Below are 24,850 nucleotides of genomic sequence, written 5' to 3' on the forward strand. Positions count from 1 at the left end.
TTAAACTTTCTCCACAATATTTGTTGTGTCTTGTGATTGATGTATATCCATCTCAGCTATACATTGATTAATATATTTATCCGCAGCTAACACATTGTTGTGATGCTTATCAGTTAAGTTAACTACCGTTAACTGCGAACTCGGATTTTCTAACAGCTGTCCAATGTTACTGTCTTGCAAAGCTACTGCGTGAGAGAACAAACTCAATAACTGATTATTCTCCATGGCGTTATCAACTTGATCAGCCTTAAGCAACAGAACCTTGCTGTACTGTAATTTGGCTGAGAGACGACTACGTTCAAACTGCGTTGCTAAAGCGAGATTAGGTAACCGACAAGCAATATCGCGCGCGCTAAAACCACTGTCAGACATGTAGTTTTCATAGTCACGTTCTAAAGTGGCTAAATAGCGATTTGACGCCTTAAGTTCTTTCATAAATTCGTCATCAATAATTGTATCAAGAAGATATACCTTAACATTTCGATAGCCTCTTAATTCCAATTGAGCTGCAACCTCTAATGCAATAGTGCCACCTAAAGACCAACCAAGCAGGTGATACTCATTGTCGTCTTTTGGCTTAATAACTGTATCTATGTGCGACAGGTAATACGCAGCTAATTCTTCAAGCTCTGTGATCTTCTCGTCATGAAATAAATTGTAGGAATCAACCCCATAACAGTGATATTGATGGCTAAGCGTTTTCGCTAAATTCGCATAAACCTCACATCCACCAATCCCAGGATGAAACATAAACATAGGTGCATGCGCAGTCGCACTATTCATATCTACTAACGTTCTATACCCAGACTTTTGCCCATCAATGAACCGTGCTAATAAGTTAACCGAGTTATACTGGGTCAATATCGCTAAGGAGATATCGATATTAAAGATATTTTGCAACAGAGAAGTCAGTCTGAGCGCTGACAGACTGTTACCACCTAAGTCAAAAAAGCTATCATCGGCGCTCATATCTTCATTTCCCAAAATACTTAGGAAAGCTTGAGCCACGTATTTTTCGCTCTCCGTTAGTGATTTATCACAAATATTCAACCCTGTTATATCGGTGACGTTCCGTGCAGTACTGGCTTCACTGTGGCTTGCCTTTGGTAAAGGTAGCCAACAGCTTACTGTTTCAAATTGGTAAGTAGGCAAGTCAATAACTGGCTTCACGTGTTCTTGTGCTACACCCGTTATTATCAACTCTGAGCAATAACCTAAGCTCCAAAGTTTACCGACTGCTTCATAAAAATATTGCGCATCATCTTGATTATGAGCTTTATCCGCCGCTGGTAAAGTGTTAATAAAACTCACCTTACCTGAGTTTGCACCTTGCACAGCGGCAAAAGTTGAAAGCACTTTACCTGGCCCCATTTCAATGAAAATAACCGGCTCATTTTGTGCGATGAGTGTGTTAAGGCCCGCTTCAAATTGTACCGGCATTATTAGATGTTCAACCCAATATTGCACACTGGTCACTTGCTCTGCGGTTACCAACTCGCCGGTCACATTTGAAACAAATGCCTGATTTGGCGTCGACAAAGTTATATTTGACAATAAATCGCCAAATTGCAGCGCAGCTTGCTCCATCAAAGAACAATGAAAAGCATGTGAAGTGTGTAGATCAACATGCTGTATTGCCTGTTCGTTAAGTATCAGCTTAAAGTCACGAATCGCATTTTCTGAACCTGATAGTACGAGGTGTTGACTCGAGTTATATAAAGCAATCGACACATTTGCAGATAACAATGCAGCAATTTTCTCTTTCGATGCGCTCACCGCTATCATTGCACCCGCAGGCATTTTTTGCATGTATTCACCACGTTTTGCTACAACAAACAATGCATCTTCGAGTGTAAACACTCCAGCCAACGTTGCAGCAACATACTCACCGATACTGTGACCAATCATTGCATTTTGCTTAATTCCATAATGATTCAGTAACTTAGTCAACGCATAAGACACCGTAAATAAAGCAGGTTGGCTCCAACGTGTTTCCTTAAGTGACATTTTTGTGTCGTTTTGTGCTTTGAAAAGCACATTGGCGAAATTAGTTTTCGTTATTGCTGATAACACCTCACAGCAGTAATCAACAGTTTCTTTAAATACTGGTTCAGCAATATATAGTGAACGTGCCATGTTGCTGTATTGGCTTCCTTGACCAGAAAACATAAATGCTAATTTTGCTGGTTTAGTAGAGTGTGCCGTGACCTCAATGTTACTGCGTAGCGAAGACAATAGTGACGCTTTGTCTTTTGCACAAATAACCAGTCGCTGATCAAATTGTTCCTTGCGATGTTGCAAGTTATAAGCTAGGTCGACAAGTGGCACCTCATGGTTTTCTAAGTATTGGGCCAATGCCTCACTGTAACAGCGAACCGAAGTTTCGCTTTTTGCACTGATGGGGAACGCCATAAAACAGTCTGACTCAGTCTCACACGCGGCATGTTCTTCACGTCGATATTCCTCTAAAATAACGTGCGCATTAGTACCACCGAAACCAAACGAACTGACGCCTGCACGCCTTACTCTATCTCCTTCTACCAGCCAAGGTTTGCTCTGCGTTGGAATACTAAAATGCGTTTTTTCAAGCTGAATTACCGGATTAACCTGTGTAACATTGATTTGTTTCGGCATGATCTGATGTCGCATCATGCCACACACTTTTATAAATCCAGCAACACCGGCGGCACTGGCCGCATGGCCTATATTCGCTTTCACTGCGCCCAATTCGCAGCGATAATCCCCCGCTGTCGAATTGTTTGAAAACGCACTGTGCAATGCCGCAATTTCAATTGGATCACCAAGTTTAGTTCCGGTGCCGTGACATTCTACATAAGCAATGCTGTCAGCAGTTATATTCGCTTTGCGTTGTGCATCCAAAATACAGCGACTTTGACCAGAAATACTTGGTGCCATATAGCCCGCTTTCTGATCGCCATCGTTATTCACCGAATACCCTTTTACAACAGCAACGATATTGTCTCGATCACGTTGGGCATCACTGAGTCGCTTCAGTACAACCACACCAACACCAGCACCGCCTACTGTGCCACTGGCATCTGCATCAAACGTCCGACACTGTCCTGACTCAGAGAAAATGCCACCATTTTGATGGATGTAACCATGATTTTCAGGCATTGGTAATGAAACTCCCCCTGCCAATGCAATATCACATTCACCAAAAATAAGGTTTTTACATGCTTCAGCGATAGCTACAAGTGATGTCGAGCAAGCGGTATTAATGTTCAATGATGGACCTGTGAGGCCTAGTAAATAGCTTACTCTTGTTGCTAGATAATCCTTTTCGTTGAGATGTGCAGTACCAAAAGTCATTAAGCTCTCACTCAATGCTTTGTTACCATGAATGCGACTTTCACTATACTTACTGTCACTCATGCCAGCATAAACGCCGATAGAGAGATCCTTACGTTGTTTGATGTAGCCTGATTTCTCAATAGCCTGCCACGAACATTCGAGGAACTTTCGAATTTGAGGGTCGATAAACTTCGCGTCATTCATCGACAAATTCCAAAAATTCGGATCGAATGCGTCTAGGCCTGATACTCTGGCACCAATTGGACGATAATCAGGATGGCTAACGAAACTTGCTGGTACACCTTCTTTTTCACAACGTGCAATTTCAAGGATCTCGATGTTTTGCGCTCCGGCAAAAATGTTGTGCAAGAATGCATCAACATCATTTGCTTGTGGGAACATACCACTCATCGCAATAACAGCAATGTCTCGTTCAACATTTTGACTACTTGAAGCAAAGTTCGCTGATTGTTCAACATCAACATCGCTGTGCAATGGTTGAACATTTGAGCCATCAAAGAACGCTGACAAAGTTTGAATATTGGTGTACTGGAATAAATCTGTTAACTCAAATTTCTTGTCTGGTAGTGCAACCTCCAAACGAGACTTCATGCGGATCATCAAAATAGAGTTACCACCGAGGTCAAAGAAATTGTCATCAACTCCAATACGATCTTCGTTAACGCCAAGAACGTCACTCCAAACCTTGCTAATACAACGCTCAAGCTCGTTGCGAGGCAAAATTTGAGCTTTAGCTTTTGTTGCAACTTCTGGCAGATTTGCTATGTCCACTTTGCCATTTGCCGTTAAAGGCAATGTCGTTAAGTGGATCCATACTGAAGGCAACATATACTCCGGTAATTCATGTTGCAGCTGTACCCGTAATGCCGTTTCTTCTAACGCTTCAGCTGCAACGTAATACGCGACTAAGTATTTGTTACCTAAAGCACTGTCCTCTTTCGCTAACACTAAGGCTTGTTTTATTTCTGCTACTTGATTGAGTGCATGCTCTATCTCGCCTAGCTCTACACGATATCCTCTTAATTTCAGCTGATTGTCTTTTCTACCTACAAATTCTATGTAGCCATCACCATGCCAACGCCCTAAATCTCCCGTTTTATACAAACGACCTAGTTGTGGATGGCTAAAGAAACTTTCTGCTGTACGCTCACTGTCTTGCCAGTAATTGAGTGCCACACCGGCGCCACCTATGTGGATCTCTCCTATCACGCCCACTGGACTATGCTCACCATCTTGATTCAGCACATACATTTGCTGGTTCGGCATCGCAACCCCATAAGGAATGCTATTCCATTGCTCTGGCACTGGCCGTGTTATTTCATACCAAATCGACCAAATACTGCCCTCTGTTGCCCCGCCTAAACTCATCACGGTGACATGCTCCGCAAGTACACCCAGTTCGTCTGCCAGTTTGGTGGGGATCCAATCTCCGCTCATTAACACTGTTCGTAATGACGCAAGTGTCCCTGCTGATTGGCTCACTGCATCAACTAACAAGCCTGCCAATTGGGGAACCGTATTCCAAGTACTCACTTGATAACGCGTTATCAAGTCCAGCCAATGGCTCGGATCTTTGCTCTTCTCTTGCACTGGGAAAACTATACGCCCCCCAACCGCCAACAAGCCAAAAAGGTCATAGACTGACAAATCAAAGCTCAATTCTGATAGCGCTAAGACACTATCGTTGCCGTCAATATTAAAGCGCTGGTTTACCGCATCAATCGTGTTCAAGGCGCCACGATGGCTGATACTCACCCCTTTTGGTACACCTGTTGAACCTGAAGTGAAAATAACGTAGGCCAAGTCGTCCGCATTGACGTGTGGTAAATGGGCTTCGCTCCATGTTCCACTCATTTCTGCCAGTAATGTTTCGATGACCAATAAGGTGTATTTACCCGCCAGTCTTGCTTGAATTTCTTCACAAGCAAATTGCTTCGCAGACACCAATAATGTGCTGACTTGACCTTGCTGTAATACCGTGTCCAAACGACCTACAGGCCATTCAACATGCAATGGCAAATAAGCATGACCAGACTTCATCACCGCTAAAGTAGAGACGACTTGTCCGTACCCTTTCTCCGCTAACACCCCGATAAGCTGTGAGTCATCCTGCTGACCATGGTGTGCAAGGTAGCGCGCAAGACGCTGTGAGTCATCAAGCAATTGACCATAGCTATATTGCGTATCTGTAAACCCTTCAATGACGGCAATTTGCTCATGCCAATCATGCGCTTGAGCCTGTTGCTCAAAACGGCCGAATAAGGTGTCATCACTGAGCGGTTGAGTCGCTGCATTGGCTTCGGCAATGATAGCTGCATCAGCAGTTGGTAACTTGAAGATATCTACAGGCTGCTCCCAATCATGCCCTGCCAAATGTGTTATCAAAGCACAGTACATGTGGTTCAGCTCAGCCATGTATTCTGGGCTAAAGAGCTGCTCTACATACAACCACTTACTCATAAATTGACCATTGACTTCTATCGCTTGCAAATCAATCCAAGCCTGTGAGGTTTGTGCACTCCAATCCCTTTGCGCAACGATTTCAGAATCATCCAACCACAAAGATTGCTCGGTTTGATCAAGCAGATTACCTACTATGCCTGTAAATACGATTGGAGAAACGGCTTTATTACCGTCGAGTTGATGACGTCGAGCAAGCTCTCGCTGTACCTCTATACCGTTAAACAAGGAATGTTCCACATCATTCCACATTACATCGTGGGTGTTCTGTAGAGTCTTCAGAATATTTTTCCCAAAATTAGTAAAGTGGAATAAGTTAGTACTCGTAAAATCCCCCCAAAGGTTGCCGACCTCTTCATGTATTGCGTATCGATTAAACACGGTCATGGTGATCAGAAAGTCTCTGAACCCTGAAAAATAAGATAGGACCGCACCATAAACACCTAGCAATACAGAGGAGTAAGAAACACCGTAACGTCTTGATTGTTCTTTAAACTTCAACCATACATCACGCTCAACATACAAAGTATGATTTGAGAATTTAGGCTCACTAATACTTTCAGGTGCTACCAAGAAAGGAAGCTCTGGACGTAATGGCATATTTTCAATTTTTTCCATCCAGTAAGCTTTATCAGCTTGATACCACTGAGAATCTGTCAGATGTTTGAAATACTCCTGATAATCTTTAAAACTCACTTCTGGAGGCTGACATTGATAACTAGGGTCACGATATAATTTGTCCATTTCAACAAACATTGCTTGTCGACTTTGAGCATCTAATAAGATCAGGTCGATACTAATATGCAGCACATCACAATCGCTAAATTGTGATACTTCAAAAGTAAATAGTGGGAACGTTCTTGCATCATAGACTTTGTGTGATAAACGTTCTCTTACTTGATCTAATACGGCTTCACTTCTGGGCTTTGTTTTAAAGTCATTAGTTTTAATTATGTATGGTTCTACATCATTGATACCCAAACATTTTTGTTGCAAACGTTCAAATGAATATACGGTTCTTAACACATCATATTGTTCAATCAAATGCGTTAAAGCACGCTGTAAAGATTCAACATCTAGAACGCGGTAACAATATTCATTGTAGATATGATTCGAAATATTACCGATCTCATAGTTCGCTAAGCGCCCGACCAAATAAGCACGTTGAACCGCCGTCATTTCAAACCAATCACGTTTGTCAGGGTTACTGACTAAGGGTAATTGCGCCAAATCATTTTCATTGGTCACATTGACAAAGTCGCTCTTGGTGTATTCAACAGCTTTAAGTTCTTGACACTGTTTTATTAAATTATGCAAATGTTGTGAGACGGCATCACACAATTGAGCAGTTATCGCCTGGCCAAATTGGGTATAAATTTGCAAATATAATTGCTCGTTTTGTACAAAGGCCACTACCCCGATATCGTTATTAAAGCCATTTAGGGGAGATATTGTGACACCAGCTTGTTCATCACTAATAAACCAGCAGGCCTTTTTATGCGTCCGGTCGAGACGTCCGAGATAATTGAAACTAATATTTGGTAATTGCGCATGGCAATAACCAACCAAAGTACCAAAACCTAAGCCATTTTTTGGGATTGCTCTCAGAGTTTCTTTATTGCCTTTGATACTCTCTGTCAAAGTAGCTTGTGCAACGAGCTCCACAGGATAAAGAGAGGTAAACCACCCTAACGTGTTGGTAATGTCTAATTCACTATCAATCACTTCACGGCCATGACCCTCAAGTAATATATGGTGAATTGATTTGCCATTCAGATCTTTTAACGCATGTGCGAATGCACTTAGCAAAAGGTCATTTATTTGCGTGTTGTAAGGCCTATTACACTGATGTAACAATGAGTTAGTAAGCTCTGTACTTATGACTACTTCACCATCAGTAATATCTCCACTATGGGTTAAGCCCAATGCTTCGGTACGATGCATGATATCAAGCCAATAACCAAGTTCTTGACGATTTTGCTGTTCATAATCCACAATGCATTTAACCCACTGTCGGTAACTACTCAATTTCGGTGGTAATGTTTGCCCTTCGTACAATGACTGTAAGTCTTCTGCCAAAACACGCCAACTTACCGTATCTACTATTAAGTGATGTAATGCAAAGAACACCCGTGCACTGCCATCCTCAAAACCATGTAAATACCCCAAGCTGTATATCGGCCCCTTTGCTATATCAAACCCACTTTGCCATTCGGTTAACGTCGCTTGCAATGCATCATTAAAAGGCTCACTGCCTTGTTGACCTAACGTATTCACATCTAATATGCGCAGTGGCTCTACTTTCGCATCGCTATCATAACGCTGCTCGGCACTAGAAAAGCGTAAGTTAAAAGCATCATGTTGCTCTACCAATTGCGCCAAACATGCTTCTAAACGCGCCATATCTAACTTTGGTGTGCACAATAGGAACGCCTGATTCCAATGTCCTGGCACTGCAAAGTCATTAGCAAAGAACCAAGCTTGAATTGGCAATAAGTCAAAGTTCCCTGCCAAGCGTCCTTGCTCCGTTTTTAATTCGAGTTGAGCACTGTCTTGTTTACGGGCGATTTCTGAACTTAGTCCTGCGATTGTTTTGTGGGTGAAAATATCTTGGATGGTTAACGCTACACCCAATTGTTGTCTTAATTTACTGCTCAGCTGAATACTGATAATACTATCGCCACCTAGGTTGAAAAATTCATCCTCAACTCCCACTTGCTCTAGTGGCAAGCCCAGCGCATTTGCCCACAATTCACTGATATCACGTTCCAAATCTGTACGCGGGGCGACATATTCCCGCGCTAATAAATGTTCGGTATCTGGCAGGTTTGCTATGTCCACTTTGCCATTTGCCGTTAAAGGCAATGTCGTTAAGTGGATCCATACCGAAGGCAACATATACTCCGGTAATTCATGTTGCAGCTGTACCCGTAATGCCGTTTCTTCTAACGCTTCAGCTGCAACGTAATACGCGACTAAGTATTTGTTACCTAAAGCACTGTCCTCTTTCGCTAACACTAAGGCTTGTTTTATTTCTGCTACTTGATTGAGTGCATGCTCTATCTCGCCTAGCTCTACACGATATCCTCTTAATTTCAGCTGATTGTCTTTTCTACCTACAAATTCTATGTAGCCATCACCATGCCAACGCCCTAAATCTCCCGTTTTATACAAACGACCTAGTTGTGGATGGCTAAAGAAACTTTCTGCTGTACGCTCACTGTCTTGCCAGTAATTGAGTGCCACACCGGCGCCACCTATGTGGATCTCTCCTATCACGCCCACTGGACTATGCTCACCATCTTGATTCAGCACATACATTTGCTGGTTCGGCATCGCAACCCCATAAGGAATGCTATTCCATTGCTCTGGCACTGGCCGTGTTATTTCATACCAAATCGACCAAATACTGCCCTCTGTTGCCCCGCCTAAACTCATCACGGTGACATGCTCCGCAAGTACACCCAGTTCGTCTGCCAGTTTGGTGGGGATCCAATCTCCGCTCATTAACACTGTTCGTAATGACGCAAGTGTCCCTGCTGATTGGCTCACTGCATCAACTAACAAGCCTGCCAATTGGGGAACCGTATTCCAAGTACTCACTTGATAACGCGTTATCAAGTCCAGCCAATGGCTCGGATCTTTGCTCTTCTCTTGCACTGGGAAAACTATACGCCCCCCAACCGCCAACAAGCCAAAAAGGTCATAGACTGACAAATCAAAGCTCAATTCTGATAGCGCTAAGACACTATCGTTGCCGTCAATATTAAAGCGCTGGTTTACCGCATCAATCGTGTTCAAGGCGCCACGATGGCTGATACTCACCCCTTTTGGTACACCTGTTGAACCTGAAGTGAAAATAACGTAGGCCAAGTCGTCCGCATTGACGTGTGGTAAATGGGCTTCGCTCCATGTTCCACTCATTTCTGCCAGTAATGTTTCGATGACCAATAAGGTGTATTTACCCGCCAGTCTTGCTTGAATTTCTTCACAAGCAAATTGCTTCGCAGACACCAATAATGTGCTGACTTGACCTTGCTGTAATACCGTGTCCAAACGACCTACAGGCCATTCAACATGCAATGGCAAATAAGCATGACCAGACTTCATCACCGCTAAAGTAGAGACGACTTGTCCGTACCCTTTCTCCGCTAACACCCCGATAAGCTGTGAGTCATCCTGCTGACCATGGTGTGCAAGGTAGCGCGCAAGACGCTGTGAGTCATCAAGCAATTGACCATAGCTATATTGCGTATCTGTAAACCCTTCAATGACGGCAATTTGCTCATGCCAATCATGCGCTTGAGCCTGTTGCTCAAAACGGCCGAATAAGGTGTCATCACTGAGCGGTTGAGTCGCTGCATTGGCTTCGGCAATGATAGCTGCATCAGCAGTTGGTAACTTGAAGATATCTACAGGCTGCTCCCAATCATGCCCTGCCAAATGTGTTATCAAAGCACAGTACATGTGGTTCAGCTCAGCCATGTATTCTGGGCTAAAGAGCTGCTCTACATACAACCACTTACTCATAAATTGACCATTGACTTCTATCGCTTGCAAATCAATCCAAGCTTGTGAGGTTTGGCCACTCCAAAATCTCTCCGACGTTCTTTCACTGCTTTCTAGGTACTGATTATTTTCTAGATCATCAAATAAGCTACCGACGAGACCGGTAAATACGATAGGTGAAACGGCTTTACTGATATCAAGTTTGTTTCGTTTTGCAAACTCACGTTGAACATCCATACCTGTAAATAAAGAGTGTCCAATATCAGCCCACATCTGTTTGTGAGTATTAAGTAATGTTTGCAGTAAATTCTTGCCAAAATCTTGGTAGTGGAACAAATTTGTACTAGTAAAATCACCCCATAATTGATTGACTTCTGGATGTATTTCGTAGCGATTGAAGAGCGTCATGGTAATTAAAAACTCTTTATGGCCAGAAAAATAAGACAAAACAGCACCATAAACACTCAATAGAACTGAGGAATATGAAACATCATATTGGCGAGCACGTTCTTTGAATTTATTCCATGTTTCACTGTCGACATACATGGTATGTTCGGTGAACTTAGGATATTCGACGGTCTCAGGGGCTACCAAAAATGGTAGCTCCGGACGTAACGGCATATTGGGAATTTTGTTTAACCAATATTGCTTGTCCTGTACGTACCAATCAGATTGTCTTAAAAGTTGGTAATACTTTTGATAATCCGCAAAGGTAATTGACGGCACCTGGAACACATAGTTTGGCTCACGATAAGCCTGATCAACAACTTCAAATAGTGCTTGACGGCTGTGTGCATCCAGTAAGATCAAATCGGTACTAATATGCAATACCACACCATTTCTAAACTTAGATACTTCATAACTAAACAGGGCAAAATGTTCTGGGTCATACACCTTATGCGATAATTTAGAGCGCACAATATCTACATCATCAGGGTTAATGTCACGGTCAGTGAAGTCATGCTCTTTGATATGGTAATAAGGCGTATCAGCAACCGCTAGAAAACGCTGTTGTAGCCTCTCATAAGAGAACACCGTTCTTAACACGGGGTAAACCGCAATGGCTTTATTTACAACGGTTTCTAACTTTTTACTGTCCAAATGATCATAATAATATTCATGATAAACGTGATTCGACACGTTACCTATTTCATAGTTAGCCAAACGACCCAACAAATACACCTTCTGTATTTCAGTCATTTCAAACCAATCATCTTGAGACTCACGATATGGCAGTAACGGCATATTTTGCAAATCTGCCTCACTGCTAACTGCAGCAAAATCGCTGGCGGTATATTCTGAGCTACTTTTCTCTACACAATGTTTTACGATATCTCTTAAAATACGCTCAAAGGTTCGCAAGAAATGTGTTGCGTTATCTTCACTGAGTAGTGTTTGAAGCTCAAGTTGCAATGTACCGTTTACAACTGCCATCCCCATATCAATGATGTTGTTGAATTGATTGTCCTTAGATGTTGTTTCTCCACACCCTTGCAGCTCAATAGTCCAATTACTCGGACTCTTAGTCTCATTCATTTGACCAAGATAGTTAAAACGAATCGCAGGCGAACTCACTCCCGCATAACCAATTAACGGACCATAGCTCAGACCTTTATTTGGGATTGCGCGCAGACCTTCTTTAATCGATTTGATCGAATGTGATATGGAATCGCTTACTTGCAAGCTTACAGGGTAAAGCGTTGCAAACCATCCTAAGGTCTGGCTTATGTCGATGCTTTCATCAATATGTTCACGGCCGTGACCTTCAATCATAACATGATGAGTTGCTTGCCCCGTTATGTCGCGCAAAGCAAAGGCTAAAGCTGCAAGTAATACATCATTAATTTGCGTGTGATAGGCCTGATTAGTTTGAGTGATTAACTGCTGAGTAAATTCGCTGTCAAATGTTACATTAGTTACTGAATGTTCTTGTCTTTGTGCTAAGCGAATCAAAGGCTCAAAATGGTAGCTTTGTTGCATATCCTGCCAAAAGGCCAGTTCATTTTGTGCTTCTTTTTGCAACGCGCTGATTTGATGCACCCACTGTCGGTAACTACTCAATTTCGGTGGTAATGTTTGCCCTTCGTACAATGACTGTAAGTCTTCTGCCAAAACACGCCAACTTACCGTATCTACTATTAAGTGATGTAATGCAAAGAACACCCGTGCACTGCCATCCTCAAAACCATGTAAATACCCCAAGCTGTATATCGGCCCCTTTGCTATATCAAAACCACTTTGCCATTCGGTTAACGTCGCTTGCAATGCATCATTAAAAGACTCACTGCCTTGTTGACCTAACGTATTCACATCTAATATGCGCAGTGGCTCTACTTTCGCATCGCTATCATAACGCTGCTCGGCACTAGAAAAGCGTAAGTTAAAAGCATCATGTTGCTCTACCAATTGCGCCAAACATGCTTCTAAACGCGCCATATCTAACTTTGGTGTGCACAATAGGAACGCCTGATTCCAATGTCCTGGCACTGCAAAGTCATTAGCAAAGAACCAAGCTTGAATTGGCAATAAGTCAAAGTTCCCTGCCAAGCGTCCTTGCTCCGTTTTTAATTCGAGTTGAGCACTGTCTTGTTTACGGGCGATTTCTGAACTTAGTCCTGCGATTGTTTTGTGGGTGAAAATATCTTGGATGGTTAACGCTACACCCAATTGTTGTCTTAATTTACTGCTCAGCTGAATACTGATAATACTATCGCCACCTAGGTTGAAAAATTCATCCTCAACTCCCACTTGCTCTAGTGGCAAGCCCAGCGCATTTGCCCACAATTCACTGATATCACGTTCCAAATCTGTACGCGGGGCGACATATTCCCGCGCTAATAAATGTTCGGTATCTGGCAGGTTTGCTATGTCCACTTTGCCATTTGCCGTTAAAGGCAATGTCGTTAAGTGGATCCATACTGAAGGCAACATATACTCCGGTAATTCATGTTGCAGCTGTGCCCGTAATGCCGTTTCTTCTAACGCTTCAGCTGCAACGTAATACGCGACTAAGTATTTGTTACCTAAAGCACTGTCCTCTTTCGCTAACACTAAGGCTTGTTTTATTTCTGCTACTTGATTGAGTGCATGCTCTATCTCGCCTAGCTCTACACGATATCCTCTTAATTTCAGCTGATTGTCTTTTCTACCTACAAATTCTATGTAGCCATCACCATGCCAACGCCCTAAATCTCCCGTTTTATACAAACGACCTAGTTGTGGATGGCTAAAGAAACTTTCTGCTGTACGCTCACTGTCTTGCCAGTAATTGAGTGCCACACCGGCGCCACCTATGTGGATCTCTCCTATCACGCCCACTGGACTATGCTCACCATCTTGATTCAGCACATACATTTGCTGGTTCGGCATCGCAACCCCATAAGGAATGCTATTCCATTGCTCTGGCACTGGCCGTGTTATTTCATACCAAATCGACCAAATACTGCCCTCTGTTGCCCCGCCTAAACTCATCACGGTGACATGCTCCGCAAGTACACCCAGTTCGTCTGCCAGTTTGGTGGGGATCCAATCTCCGCTCATTAACACTGTTCGTAATGACGCAAGTGTCCCTGCTGATTGGCTCACTGCATCAACTAACAAGCCTGCCAATTGGGGAACCGTATTCCAAGTACTCACTTGATAACGCGTTATCAAGTCCAGCCAATGGCTCGGATCTTTGCTCTTCTCTTGCACTGGGAAAACTATACGCCCCCCAACCGCCAACAAGCCAAAAAGGTCATAGACTGACAAATCAAAGCTCAATTCTGATAGCGCTAAGACACTATCGTTGCCGTCAATATTAAAGCGCTGGTTTACCGCATCAATCGTGTTCAAGGCGCCACGATGGCTGATACTCACCCCTTTTGGTACACCTGTTGAACCTGAAGTGAAAATAACGTAGGCCAAGTCGTCCGCATTGACGTGTGGTAAATGGGCTTCGCTCCATGTTCCACTCATTTCTGCCAGTAATGTTTCGATGACCAATAAGGTGTATTTACCCGCCAGTCTTGCTTGAATTTCTTCACAAGCAAATTGCTTCGCAGACACCAATAATGTGCTGACTTGACCTTGCTGTAATACCGTGTCCAAACGACCTACAGGCCATTCAACATGCAATGGCAAATAAGCATGACCAGACTTCATCACCGCTAAAGTAGAGACGACTTGTCCGTACCCTTTCTCCGCTAACACCCCGATAAGCTGTGAGTCATCCTGCTGACCATGGTGTGCAAGGTAGCGCGCAAGACGCTGTGAGTCATCAAGCAATTGACCATAGCTATATTGCGTATCTGTAAACCCTTCAATGACGGCAATTTGCTCATGCCAATCATGCGCTTGAGCCTGTTGCTCAAAACGGCCGAATAAGGTGTCATCACTGAGCGGTTGAGTCGCTGTATTGGCTTCAGCAATCAAATTAAGTGCCGCTGTTGACACTTTAGGGGTCGGCAATGTGGCAGTAGACCAGTCTAGATCTGCAATCGTATTTAATAATTCACAATAATAGCCGTGCATTGCTACAACTTGCGTGTGATCAAATAACTGCTCTACAAAATCCCATTCAACCACAATGCCATCAGCATGATCGTAGACTTTATTATCAAGCCAAACCTGTGAAGTTTGCGTTATAGAGAATGTTTCGCCTAAGTGAGTGGTATTAATAAAACCTAATTCTCCTTTAGATTTACCCGTGTTACCAATCAGACTTGTAAAGACCACTGGAGCCAGAGCTTGTTCAGCGGAGACCGAATTTTTAGAACGCGCTAAACGCTGAAAATCCATACCATCAAACAAGTTATGGTCGATATCATTCCACAACTGTAAGTGTGTTCGATTAAACACCTCAGCAACAGCACCACGCTCCTTACTGTAATTGAATAGTTCTAAAACCGTAAAGTCGCCAACAATATCATTAATCTGGGGGTGAATAGGTAATCGATTGAAGAGCGTTAAGTTCACACACACTGACGATTGGCCAGACCAAAAACACAATAGCTCACTGTAAATTGAGAGAAATATAACAGATGGACTGACTCCCGCCTGCTGAGCTTTTCGCTCTAGTTTTTGCCAAGTATCGTGTGAAATAATTTTACTTGCTCGACTGAATTTGGGCTCTTTAATGCTATTGGCATTAACCAGCGTAGGTAAATTCATCTCAAAATTATAATCCGCCAATTTGCTTTCCCAATAGTTTCTGGCGGTGGTATACATGTCAGAGCAACGGATCTCCTCAAATCGGCAGACGTAATCTCGATAACTAAGATCCAATGGCGAAAGTGCGAGCTGTGGCTCGTTGTATAACTGCGTCCATTCATCAAAAAATATTCTGAAACTATATGCATCCATTAATAGCGCATCGAAACTTAGATGCAGAACAATTCCTTGTGAGGTATTGCTAACCGCAATATCAAACAATGGAAAAGTAGCCGAATCATATACTTTGTGCGATAGCTCGTTCCTAAACTCAATAAGTTGGGCCTTTTCACTAAAGTCATTCACAGTTATGTGGTAGTAAGGAACATCCGCTAAAAAGCGTTGACTTGACTCAGTGAAAACCGTTCTCAGCGCAGGGTGGCGTATGATTAAGCGATTTAAGCTTTGCTCAAGTTTACCAACATTCAACTCATGGAAAGTATGCTCTTGATAAATATGTGTAGATATATTTCCTAGCCCAAATGAACTATAACGGCCCAATTGATAAGCTTGCTGCACATTTGTTAGCGGAAACGGTAAATACTGCTCACTTTCCACTTGATTTGGTTCGATCGCATATTGCTCATAGCTTTGCGAAGGCGCTTTATTCGCAGTCTTTGATACCAAACGGCGAATACTTTTATGCTCATAAATGTCTCTGGCACTTAGTGAAACTCCTGCAGCTTGATTGATTTTATTTGCCACACTAATGGCTAAAATACTATTACCACCCAAAGCGAAAAAGTCCGCCGTACAACTTAGCTTTTCTCTATCAATGTTAAGTTCCGTGGCCCAAATTGCTTGTAGCGCATTTTCCATCTCATTTTGAGGCGCTTGATATTCCTCTGCCATATTATCCCAATCAGGAGAAGGTAATTTAGCAACATCCAACTTGCCATTTTGCGTCAGAGGTAATGATTCTAAGATAATAAATTGCGCTGGTACCATATATGCTGGTAAGCGTTCGCTCACCAATTCACGTATCTGCGCTTGTGACACTTGTGTGTTACAAACACAGTAAGCAATTAATGTGCTTTCACTGCCCAAAGTCATGGGGATCACCGAAACTTGTTGCACAACACCGATATTGAGCAGAGCATCTTCTACTTCTTGCAATTCAATGCGGTAACCTCTCAATTTGATTTGAGAATCAGCTCGACCAATAAACTCTAAGTTTCCACACGTCAATTTGCGAACTAAATCACCAGTTTTGTACATTCGAACTGGCAAAGCCTGAATGCCAGATACCGGCACCACAAAGTCGTTATGGGTAAACTTTTCTTCGGTCAATGGGCGATTATGCAAATAACCCCTTGCCACACCAGCGCCACCTACATATAGCTCACCAATGGCATAATCAGGAACCTCGTTACCATTTTGATCCACTACATATGCACAACGGTGTGCGAATGGTTTACCAATCGGTATGCTACCTAGTGATCCTATAATTTCGCTCATAACATCGAAAGTACAACTGAAAGTCGTATTTTCGGTAGGTCCATAACCATTCAGTAAGTGAGCAGGACTATATTCCGATTGCGCCAGTTCTAGAATTAACTTTTTATTTAATGCCTCACCGCCCACTAATAGATATTCAAGCCCACAGAACATCTGCTTATTTTCTAGATATAAGCGATCAAATAGGGTTTTGGTGAGCCACAATATTGATACGTCGTTATTTTTTAGCAGTAGCGAGAACTTTTCTATATCAGATAAAAGCGCGATTTTATCCTGCGGTATGATGAGCTTGGCACCATTTAATAATGCGCCCCATATTTCAAATGTCGCTGCGTCAAACCCGATATCAGCGAGCTGCAGAAAAGTATCTGATGGACGAATATCAATATAGCCTGCATCTTTAACTAATGAATAAACATTACCCTGCTCAACCATAACCCCTTTTGGGTTACTGGTTGTGCCAGATGTGTACATTATATAAGCTAAGCAATCCGAATCATTAGACAAACATAAGTTTTCGCAGGAGTATTGACTTAGCTGCTGTAGCAAACTTGGTTCATCAACATTTAACGTATTAACCTCAGATTGCAGGAGTGTCGCCCGAGTATGGCTCAACACCAACTGACATTCAGTATGCGATAAAACATAATTTATTTTTTCGGCTGGAAAACTGGTACTAAGTGGCACATAACATGCGCCAGCTTTAATAACAGCCAACATTGCTACTATCGTATTTACAGAACCATCAAACCACAATGCAATAGGCGCTTGCGGGGTTACCTGACAGTTTTCTACTATATAGCGAGCCAAGCAATTCGCACGCTCATTGAGCTGTTGATAGCTTAATGTTTGTTCTGCATCACTCAACGCGACAGCATTAGGGGTTAAATCTACTTGTTTTTCAAATGCGCTATCAAGTGATGGCATGATTGGCAACTGAGGCTGTGCTGCACGCATAGCGTCAACATCTACTAGCGGTATCTTACCAATATCGTTAGCGTTCACATGTGTACTAATTGACGTTAAAAATACCGAGTAAGCATTTAATAACGAAGCAATATAACTGTCGTTATATTTATTTAAGTCATAACTCACATGAAAATGGATACCGTCTTTTGACTTATTTGCGGTGAATGATATCCCAAATTTCTCGATATCCTCAGCAACACTGAGCAGCTTCTCTTCAATGTAATTTTTCCCATCATCTTGCTGTGAGAAGTTATGCATGGTGAACATTACATGCATAATTTTTGAAATATCTTCAGCACGCTCAGCCAAACCATCTAAAAGTACATTCAAATTTAACTGTTGATGTTCATTTAAGTAGTTAATTTCACTATTAAAGCATTTTAAGTTATCAAGAACGCTTTCATTGCTTTGATAGTTTGGTAAGAATGGCAACGTACTTATAAATGGGCCAATATTATAAGCACATTCAAATGGACGATTAGAAACTGTCACCCCGATTGCAAAACCAGATTGCCCGCCACTGAAAACACTTAAAGTATGGTATAAACCAGTAAGCAGCACTGCATATAAACTCACTCCTGCGTTCAGAGCAGCTTCATTGAGCTCTCCAAGCTGCTCAGGGCTTATATGAAATTGAGCTAGGCCCGCCTTATTATTCAATAATGAACTGGACTTACTAGATAAGTTTAAAACGTTTGCTTGTAACAGCTTGCTGGTTAAATTCTCTTTACCTTGCTGATATTTTTCAGTTGATAAACAATAGCTTTGGTATTTTTCAAAATCAAAATATGAAATAGGGAGCGATTCATCCTCTCGCGTTTTCTCACCATATAAACAAGCAAAGAAGTCAGCAATTAAAACGCCAACCGAAAACGCGTCAGATAAGATATGGTGGTGAGTAAGGTTGACAATAAACTTATCGCTGTCTTTAACCTCCAACACCTCAGTTTGGACTAACACATCATCTAAAAGGTTAAATGGCTTTTTGTAACGCGCTTCACACTCACTTTCTAAGCTAGCTTCAGTAATAATCGAGTGATTAATTTTGAAGCTAGACGCTTCACGCAAGTGGCAGGATTCACCTGAGTTCAAAACCAAACGCAGCATTTCATGCTTACTTAAAAACTCAGTGATGGCTGCGTTTATCGCAGCCAGCTCTACACCTTGTACTTTGATAAAAACAGGTACATTATAGGTATATGCCAAAGTATCTAAATTTGCTTGTAGAAAAATTCCCTTTTGGATGTTCGAAAGAGCAAAGTTATTATCTACACATGGTGTTTTATATATTTGAATTTGCGCAGATTGAAGCTCTGAATATATGCCATTTTCTTTTAGAACATCGATAATAAATGCTCGATGTTCTTTAACATAAGCCTTTAATGTATCAGCAAAACCTATCTTTTTATCAAAACTAAATCCTATGCTTTGATCTTCCTTAAGCCACAATAGTACTTTGCTTTCTTTCAGCTTATAAAAAATATCCATTTTACTCATTATAATTCTCCAACCTCTCTTTCTACTTCCTTAGATTCATCACCAATCATTAATGAAATTGCTGCGATGTCCGGCTTCTTATAGAACTCATCCAAATTCAAAGTAAAATCAAATAACTTCTTCACGTTACTGATGAACTGCATTGCCAGTAATGAATTGCCGCCCAAACGGAAAAAACTGTCGAAGATAGATATTGTGGAAACGTCTACTTTGAGTATTTCCCCCCAAAGGTTGACTAATTTGATTTCGAGTTCATTTGTCGGAACAACAATTTCTCGGTGACTGAGATCACTGGACTCTAACTCTTCCAGTAATGATTTTCGGTCTACTTTCCCATTTGCAGACAGTGGAAATTCTTCCACAAAAATAAGCTGCTCTGGCATCATATAAGTGGGCAACTGAGCTGTTATTTTGTTTCTAAAATATGTATTCAACTTAGTAATTTGATTTATTACTGATGTCGCTTTATCTGATTTCGCAGTATCGCTAATGCTGCCCGCGACCAGATGATGAATGACTTTAGACTCACCAAATATTTCAGCTAACTGGGCTTTATGTTGTTTATGCACCTCACCTAACGCACAACAGCCTATGCTTTGCTCTAACAGCACTTCCATGAGTTGTTGTGAACATGAACCAACATCAAGGTATTGCGCCGTGGTCACTTGCGCTCCTTCACTGACAAAAAAGACTGCAAAACCTGCGTTGTTCCATATTGTCGCGTTATCATCAAGTGCATCGATTTCAGTAAGTGGCAACCAATCCAGTGCAACCAGTTTATTGTCAACCAACTGATACCAGCCCTCTGATAACCCTGATATTTCATCGTGTTTCACATAAAGATAAAAATCATGCGGTGGTGCTTTTTGCGTGGCGTCTGCTGCCGATTTGAAGTTAAGTTGAGTGACAACATGTTGTTCAGCTTGCAGCGCAACTTGCAGCGGCTTATCTGAAATAACGCGTTGATAAAACAGCGCACATTCAGTATCGCTTTCGTTTTGGAATCGAACTCGCTGCAATAAACCTTCGATATAGCCACACTCTAAGGTCGATAAGAAGTCACTCGCGGCACCATAAATTGGCTCAATAGCACTAAGAGATTTAACCAAGAAAACTTCTACTGCTGTTTCATCCGAAGCCTGTGTATTCTCTGCAACCTTAATTAGCTGATGCTGGCGGCGGTCGTAATAATATTCGCCAGGTACTAAAGGCGACAATTCATCGCTGTTAATACGCAGATAAACTTGAATCGGATATAAAGTACCTGCTGAAGGGTAGCGATATTTCGGAAGCCCATTGAGGTCCGCCGACACAGCACTTAGCGCATATAAATAATGGCTCAAGCTATTGAAGTCAGGTACTTTATTTACTGTAACCTGGTCCTCTGACAACAAAGTTTGCAGCGCACTCTCTAGCTGAATTTTATCTACCCTTGGTCCATCAAACACACGATAACTCTTACGCTCATAGTGCTGAGCATTACCAAACTCACTCTCAGGTTGCAGTAATTCAAACTTAGTCGCATTATTACTGAGTGTCACTTGGTCACCATGCTGTGCTAACTTAAACGCTAGTTTTTCATCAGCAAAGGTTAAAGATTCACTTGGTTTAATAAAGGCCAGTAGAGTGTTGCTGCTATCTTTGCGGTTAACATGAACAACAACTTCTTCTGCGCCGTCCAATTGTTGAATTGCGCTTTCGACATCGCCCATTTCAACTCGATAGCCATTGATCTTAACTTGGGTATCCACACGACCAACAAATTCAATGCTGCCGTTTTCTAATAATCGCCCAAGATCTCCAGTCTTGTACAAACGGCCAAGAGTAGGATGTTGATAAAAACTCGCCTGTGTTTTTTCCTCATCATGCCAGTAACCGAGCGCTACACCTTCACCCGCAATGTGTATTTCGCCAATGACATTAAATGGGCAATATTGACCAAGATCATTAAGTACCAGCATTGCCTGATTTGGCATTGCTGTACCATATGGAATCGTGTTCCAACTAGGATCTGTTTGCGTGATATCGTGCCAAATTGACCAAATACTACCCTCAGTTGCGCCACCGAGACTCAAGATATCTGCTTGTGGGAACTGTGCTTTTAACTGCTTTGGCAAAGTAATTGGGATCTTGTCACCACTAAGCAAGAATGCGCGAAGGCTATGATTGTCGATATCATTGAGATGATATTCTTCAAATAACAGACCTGCTAACTGGGGAACACTGTTCCATAGCGTTACTCCGTACTGTTCAATTAAGTTGCGCCACGATGCTATATCTCTAACGTTTTCTTGCTCAGGGAAAATGATCGTTCCCCCTATCGCTAAGGTGCCAAAGATATCGAAAACGGATAGATCAAAACTCAAATCTGACAACGCCAGTATTTTGTCAGATGCTGTCATAGCTAATCTATCGATCACTGCATCTATCGTATTTATTGCCCCTTGATGTGAGATCACGACCCCTTTTGGAGTACCTGTTGACCCAGACGTAAAAATCACATATGCAATATCATTTGCTGTGATTTCAGGCAGAACGTTGTCACTTATTGCTTCGATAAAACTCTGATCTTGTTTAATTTCATCTAAAAGATCTTCAACCACCAAAATTTGATACGTCTGCAAAGCCTTTAAATGCCGGTGAAGTTCATACTGAGCGCGCGACATTAAAATGTGCGTGACATTCCCTTCTTCTAACACGGTTAGCATTCGCGCAATGGGCCAACTTACATTGAGCGGGAGATAAGCATGGCCAGACTTCATAATCGCTAATGTAGAGATGACTTGCGTCATGCCTTTTTCGCACCAGACAGCCATCAATTCACCACTGTGTACAGAACAAGGCTTACGGTGAGCGATCAGATGCGTAAGGTTATGCGTAGATGTATGCAACTCACGATAGGTAAACGCGGTACCGTCACCTTCAATCACAGCAACTTCGTCTGAGGCCGGAATAAGGTCACATAGTAGGCGGTTCGATGTCTCTTTAGGCTGATAATTTGTTTGCTCCAGCACAGCTTGTTGCTGTTTCGACACCCGTAATAGATCTGTGATTTCCTCACACCAGTCATTGTCAGCCAGATACTCAATAATTGCACAGTAACTGCGATTTAAGGTATCGATATAATCCTGGTCAAAAAGCTGATCTACGTACAACCATTTGCTCATAAACCTGTCGCCAACTTCAATGGCTTGCAAGTCTATCCACGCTTGTGAGGTTTGTCCCATCCACAAGCGGCGGGCTTTTAATTCAGAATCATCAAGGAATTTACGCGTGTCGTGCTTTTCATTCTTATTGCCCAGTACACCAGTAAATACAATGGGAGAAGTTGCCTTGTAAATGTCCAAGTCTCTCAACTGCACTAGATCACGCTGTACTTCTAAACCGGTATATAAAGAATGTGCAATGTTATCCCACATGACATTATGGGTACGTTTAATGGTTTCGACTAACCCTTTGGTACGTGAACTAAAGTGGAATAAGTTCGTTGACGTGAAGTCCCCCATAATTTGTTCAACATCATCGAATAAGGGGTAACGGTTAAAGACTGTCATGGTCATAATGAACTCAGATGACCCTGCGTGGAAACCAATCACTTCCCCGTACAAACTTAGCAACGCAGCAGAAGGCGATACATCGTGTAGCTGCGCTTTTTGCTTAAACTTTTGCCATGTTTCAGGTTCTACGTATAAGGTATGATCAGCAAATACCGGTTGAGATACCTCGTTAGGGTTGACCTTTAATGGCAACTCTGGACGTAACGGCATCGTAGTGAGCTTCTCTTGCCAGTATTGTTTATCACTTTCGTACCAAGGTGATTGCCTCAATGCTTGATAAGCCCCTTGATAGCGCTTAAAGCTAGTCACTTTTTCAGGTAGCGGCGCATGTGGTTCGCGATAAAGCATATCCAATTTGCCCAACAAGCGGCGACGACTTTCTGCATCAAGCAAAATGAGATCCATGCTGAGATGTAAGTATGACACATCCTTAAATATACTCACTTCAAACGTAAATAGAGGCGCAACTTCAGGATCATAAACCTGGTGAGATAATCTAGCTCGAATGCTGTGTAACTCAGACCCTTGGGATTCCACATCATGATGATCGTTTACCGCAAGTTGATACTCACCAAACTCTTGCATCGACAACATGCGTTGCTTCATCAATTCAAATGAATAAATGGTTCTCAGTACAGGCTCAGTTTCAATTAAGCGTCTAAGTGCCTTCTGTAGTTCTTCAACGTCAAGTTGTTCAAACACATGTTCATAGTAAATATGGTTAGAGATATTACCGATTTCAAAACTTCCTAAGCGCCCCAATAAGTACGCTTTCTGAATTTCGGTCATTTCGAACCAGCTATGCGGGGCCCCTTCACGAATTGTTGGTAGTAAATCTATATCCGATGAACTTCGAATACTCATAAAATCACTAGGGGTATACTCTGTGATTTGCTGCGCAACGCAAAGTCGGATAACTTCCTTAAGATGGCGCGCAAACGCATCCTGCAAACCCTGCGCTGTATCAAGCTGGAGTTTCGAATCAGTATCTACGACGAACTGCCCACCTTTCACATAACAATTGATATCGATAATATTGTGATTGATATTATCCTGATGGTAATTGGTTCCGGCAGGCTCATCTGCTAAGTACCAACCATTGTTGGCAGCCTCATTAAATTGACCTAAATAGTTGAAACTGATCGATGGCATCTCATCAGGCGCGTAGCCAAATAGCGCACCATAACCCAGCCCTTTATTTGGTACTCGGTGTAAGGTTTCTTTGGTCGCTTTAATTGTGTCTGATAGCTGCTCGGCTACTGCAATACGGATTGGGCTTAAAGTAGTAAACCACCCAACCGTTCTGCTTACATCAACATTATCATTTACCTGCTCTCTTCCGTGTCCTTCGAGCACTAAATGATGAACGTTGTGCTGTGTAACATCTTTAAGTGCTAAGCCTAAAGCCGACAACAATATGTCATTGATATTGGTGTTGAATGCTTGATTGGTATTTTGTAATAGCTCGCTGGTGAGGTCGCGCTCAAGCGAGAAACTAACCCTATGCACTTTATTGTTTTCTAGCAACTGGTCTTTAAAGATATCGCGATTGATATCCGCTGTCATCGTTTGCCAGAACGCTTTTTCTTGCTGATGTTCTTTTCCATAGTTAATAACAGCCGACGTCCAATTAGCAAATGTTGAACTTGCTGGAGCCAATGATTCCCCACTGTACAATGTCTCAAAATCAGCCAAAATAATGCGCCAACTTACCGCATCAACGATTAAGTGGTGAAACGCCATGAATATCCGCGCAGAGCCATCATCATAACCATCCAAGTAAGCAACATTAAATAGCGGCCCTTGAGCAATATCAAAGTTACTCTGTAATGCAGTTAATTTGTCTTGTAGTGTTTCGGCGCTGAGGGTCGATA

2 protein-coding genes (1 of these 2 cut by a window edge) are annotated in these 24,850 nt (G+C 42.3%); both read right to left on the reverse strand.

Annotated features, from left to right (window positions below):
- A complete protein-coding gene (locus tag PCIT_RS15330; RefSeq protein ID WP_192992812.1) occupies nucleotides 1-19,419 on the reverse strand; it encodes a non-ribosomal peptide synthetase/type I polyketide synthase in 19,419 nt (6,472 codons plus the stop codon).
- Nucleotides 19,419-24,850: the 3' portion of a non-ribosomal peptide synthetase gene (locus PCIT_RS15335; protein WP_010365655.1), read on the reverse strand. The gene runs 6,880 nt beyond the window's last position; 5,432 of the gene's 12,312 nt are visible here — the last part of the coding sequence; its start codon lies off the right edge, out of view; its stop codon occupies nucleotides 19,419-19,421. The genes PCIT_RS15330 and PCIT_RS15335 overlap by 1 nt, the downstream gene beginning before the upstream one ends.

Source organism: Pseudoalteromonas citrea, from assembly GCF_000238375.3.
Classification (GTDB): domain Bacteria; phylum Pseudomonadota; class Gammaproteobacteria; order Enterobacterales; family Alteromonadaceae; genus Pseudoalteromonas; species Pseudoalteromonas citrea.

What these genes read in the sequence shown, in the direction of transcription:
- PCIT_RS15330 (WP_192992812.1), bottom strand. Translation starts at nt 19,419, where the DNA reads ATGAGTAAAATGGATATTTTTTATAAGCTGAAAGAAAGCAAAGTACTA.